Raw genomic sequence first — 3,632 nt, 5'->3', positions numbered from 1 at the left:
CAAAAGAACACGAAGTCGTAACTTTTCTGCACGGTTGAGAATGCTTGCGTGTATTAGAATTTCGGTCGGAATTTTGTTTTAAAAATAGGAGAGAAAGATTGATGAAATTTTAAAAACAATCCAAACGGCGTCGTTTATTATGTTTTTTGCACCGATATGGGCTTTCATAGCTACTCCGTCATTTGATTTTTGGAAAGACTCAAAAGTAGATGAGTTTTTTAAATTTGCCGCTATGAAAAGAGATATGAAACTTTTAAATGATGAGAGATACCAAAAGCCTCTAGATCGTAAAATTATTTGGCTTTACATAGCCTTTGAATTTTGCTTGGGGCTTAGCATTTATTTGGGTATTTTTGGATTTATCGTAAGTATGATTTTGCGGATAATTTTTTAAAAAATTATGGACAATAAGGCGGCTAAAGTAGTGAAATTCCAAAAGCAGCCAAATAGACAAATAGATAAAATTTTGAAATTTTAAAACCCTGTTCGCTTAAATCAGCGTCGGCTTTAGCTTGCGTGCCGAAAAGTCGGGCCTCTCGCCGCGAGCTAGAGCGATGAGCTCATCTGTCGTAATTAGATAAAAGTCCGCGAGATCTCTGCCGAAAAGCCTTTGGATTTCATCGCTTCTGCCGTCTAAAAAATCAAGCGCGAGCTTGGAATTTACTAGCAAAAAGTCGCTTCCGCTATCAAACGCGTCAAATAAAATTTCGCCCCCCAGCCGCAGCGCGCACTCCCGCTCGCGCTCGTATATCTGCGCTCCAAGCGGCGCGCCTTCACATTCAAAGTGCACGATCTGCGCGCCCAGCCTGCTAGCCAGCTCCTCCGCAGCCTCGTCGTACCACACGGCGACGTTAAAGCCGCTAAAATCGTGCTTAGCGCCCGCTGCGTCAAATTCCGCCATGCTCTGCGCGCTTAAAATTTTATTACTGCGCGCAGGCTCAAATTTTAAAATATCGCAAAACGCCCTGTATGCCGTGCGGTCGTCAAACTCCATCCCCACGGCGTCGCACTTCGTAAAATACGCCATCTGCGGCTCGATGATCTCCAAAATCCTCATGCGCTCGCTCGGGTGCGTCTGCATCAGGCGGTGCGCGAAGATAAAGGCGCTGTTGCCCAAAAACTCCTGCGAGCATGCGGGGATTTTCGTCGAGTAAAAATAGGGCGCGAGGCTTTTGTAAAGCTCGAAATCATTGGCGTCCGCGATGCTTTCAAAGGCTTTAAATTTATCCAAAAACGCCCTCGGCTCGCAGCGTAGGTCTTTAATCGCCTCTTTTTCGCTAAGAGGCGCGATGATTAGCTCGCTTCCAAAGTGTGCTATGAGCGTATCTAGCGGCTCTTTTACGCTCACCGTCGTGCCGCCGATTTTTACAAATTCCACTCCCTGCGCGCTGAAATAGGGATCGTGCGCGCAGATGTGATCAAGCAGCGCCGCAAGATCGGCAAAGGGTGCGCTTTCATAAACATAGGGCTTGAAGTAGCTTGCTACATCGCAGTGCGGATCGAAGCGAAAGAGCCTGATTTGAAGCATTTTTCATCCTTTTTTTTAGAGCAATGATACTAGAATTTGCCTTAATAATGAGTTTTTTAGGCTCAATTTTATAAAATTGTGCCTTAGATTAACGCAAAGGCCGGCTATGAAAAATTTATACACCCTAAATCATGCGCCGATAAATGCGCATTTTAGTAAAAACTCCAGCGATTTCGTCGTGCGCGAAGTACCGCTTTACGAGCCTAGCGGTGAGGGCGAGCACTGCATTTTGCTGCTGCAAAAAAAAGGCATCAGCACGCACGAGGCACTGCGGATTTTAAGCGAGTGCACGGGTGCAAAGATGCGCGAGTTCGGCTATGCGGGACTTAAAGACAAGCAGGGCCTTACGACGCAGCACGTTAGTATGCCCGCTAAATTTGAGCCTGCGCTGGGCGGATTTTCGCACGAAAGCCTTAAAATTTTAAGCGTACAAAGGCACAAAAACAAGCTTAAAATCGGCCATCTTAAGGGCAACGACTTTTTCATCCGCCTAAAAAAGGTCCTACCGCCCGACGCCGTCAAGCTCGCAGCCGCGCTAGATACGCTAGGGCGCGAGGGCTTCGCGAACTACTTCGGCTATCAGCGCTTCGGCAAGTTCGGCGACAACGCGGCGCAGGGCGAGGAGGTGCTGCGCGGACAGAGGCGGCTTAAAAACCCCAAAATGCGCGACTTTTTAATCAGCGCCTATCAGAGCGAGCTTTTCAATCGCTGGCTCAGCAAGCGGGTCGAAATTTCAAAATTTGCAGCGGAATTTAGCCTTGGCGAGTTTGCTAAAATTTACGAACTAAGCAAGGAGGAGGCACGTGAGATCGCGGCTCAGCCGCAGTTTTTTAAGCTGCTAAGGGGCGAGATTTTAGGGCATTTTCCGCACGGCGCGTTTTTTAGCTGCGACGATCTTGGCGCGGAGTGCGAGCGGTTTACGAGGCGAGAAATCACGAGCGCAGGTCTAATCGTCGGGCGAGCAAAGCTGCGAGCTAGCGGGCTTGGCGGCAGATTTGAAGATGAAATTTTCGCGCCCTCGCGCGAGTTTGAGGCGCAGATGAACGGCTCGCGCAGGTTTGCGTGGAGCTTTATGGAGCGCGTGCAGCACGTCTACGATGCGCAAAACGCGCATTTTAGCTTCAGTTTTTACCTGCCGAAAGGCTCTTACGCGACGGTCGTTTTGGAAGAAATTTTGCACCGAGATATATTCGAGGGCGCCGCGACAAACGAGGATTGAGCCGCATCGCGCGCTGTATAGGGTAAGGACTCACGCGTCCCATGTCATGCCACGTCAAACCGCGCCGTAGAGTATGTATGGTTCGCACCACATTTACGCTACGGCGTAGCGCACCGCACTGCACCGCGCTGCAGAATAGGGCTCACGCCACGCCGCGCCCCACGTCAAATCGCACTGCGCCGCGCGGAATTTTGCGAAATATTAAAACCGACTACGTGGATTTAAATTTATGCGGCGATGAAATTTTATGAAATTTCGTGAAATTTCATCGCAGCAAGCGTGCCGTTTTGTCTAAGCCATAGAATTTAAAATTTTATTCTGCTCGGCCGTAGGTAAAATTTGCTAAATTTCACCTTTTTATAATTGTCCAAATTTATTTTCGTCAATAACCAGCAAAATATTATTAAGCTTAAAATCGCTTAAGTCTTTTATCTACTATTGCCCGTTTACAATATTTTCAAAAAAATTATTCTCTTCCCAAAAGTAGCATTCTAACATTTTTAAAATTCCATTTTCCAAAAGAACCATTGCTCCTCCAATATTTTCACCAGAAAGCATTAAATTTACATTGCCGACAAAACCGTTGTTTTTGCTTTTTTCTAATATTTTTTTACACTCGAAATGGCAATAATATCCGGCTGTCGAAACCTCTCTTTTTGTAATTTCTGAATTTTCAAACTGCTCATAAAGCGCATAATCGCCTAAATCATCACTTATTAGCTTAATAATTTTAGCTTCGATATTTGCAATATCTGTAAAATTATCGAGGGATAAACATCGTTCCGATTTTTGGTTTTCCATTTTTTATAGCTTATTTTTTTTATAAAGAAACATGGAAAAAAACTTATTGCATTCTTTTGGCGACCATGCTAGTGGATTTGGATC

Annotated in this window: 6 protein-coding genes; 4 read left to right on the top strand and 2 right to left on the bottom strand. The window is 45.9% G+C overall.

The features are described 5' to 3' along the window. Positions 1-139 precede the first annotated feature (139 nt). Positions 140-394 carry a hypothetical protein gene (locus Q0372_RS06015; RefSeq protein ID WP_297963657.1) on the top strand — a complete coding sequence of 85 codons (255 nt, stop codon included), beginning with the start codon at positions 140-142 and terminating at the stop codon, positions 392-394. A 96-nt stretch (positions 395-490) separates the two neighbouring features. Here the strand turns inward: Q0372_RS06015 and Q0372_RS06010 are convergent, their stop codons facing one another. Then, positions 491-1,528 (bottom strand): hypothetical protein, encoded by a 1,038-nt coding sequence (locus Q0372_RS06010; protein ID WP_298103789.1) that lies wholly within the window; start codon positions 1,526-1,528, stop codon positions 491-493. Between the two features lie 106 nt (positions 1,529-1,634). Here Q0372_RS06010 and truD point away from each other — a divergent pair, with 106 nt between their 5' ends. Continuing rightward, on the top strand, positions 1,635-2,747 hold the full coding sequence (truD, locus tag Q0372_RS06005; RefSeq protein ID WP_298103786.1) for a tRNA pseudouridine(13) synthase TruD: 1,113 nt from the start codon (positions 1,635-1,637) through the stop codon (positions 2,745-2,747). 41 nt (positions 2,748-2,788) lie between these two features. Beyond that, on the top strand, positions 2,789-2,998 hold the full coding sequence (locus tag Q0372_RS06000; RefSeq protein ID WP_298103783.1) for a hypothetical protein: 210 nt from the start codon (positions 2,789-2,791) through the stop codon (positions 2,996-2,998). Positions 2,999-3,182: 184 nt separating this feature from the next. On the opposite strand, the gene Q0372_RS05995 is transcribed toward Q0372_RS06000, so the two are convergent. Beyond that, complete coding sequence (locus tag Q0372_RS05995; protein ID WP_298103781.1) at positions 3,183-3,548, bottom strand: hypothetical protein; 366 nt, start codon at positions 3,546-3,548, stop codon at positions 3,183-3,185. Here Q0372_RS05995 and Q0372_RS10395 point away from each other — a divergent pair. Then, on the top strand, positions 3,518-3,632 hold a 115-nt coding region (locus Q0372_RS10395), incomplete at its 3' end, for a DUF6122 family protein (protein WP_366810513.1). The genes Q0372_RS05995 and Q0372_RS10395 overlap by 31 nt on opposite strands.

It is taken from the genome of uncultured Campylobacter sp., assembly GCF_937997405.1.
Lineage (GTDB): Bacteria > Campylobacterota > Campylobacteria > Campylobacterales > Campylobacteraceae > Campylobacter_B.
This window is presented reverse-complemented; position numbering and strand designations above follow the sequence as displayed.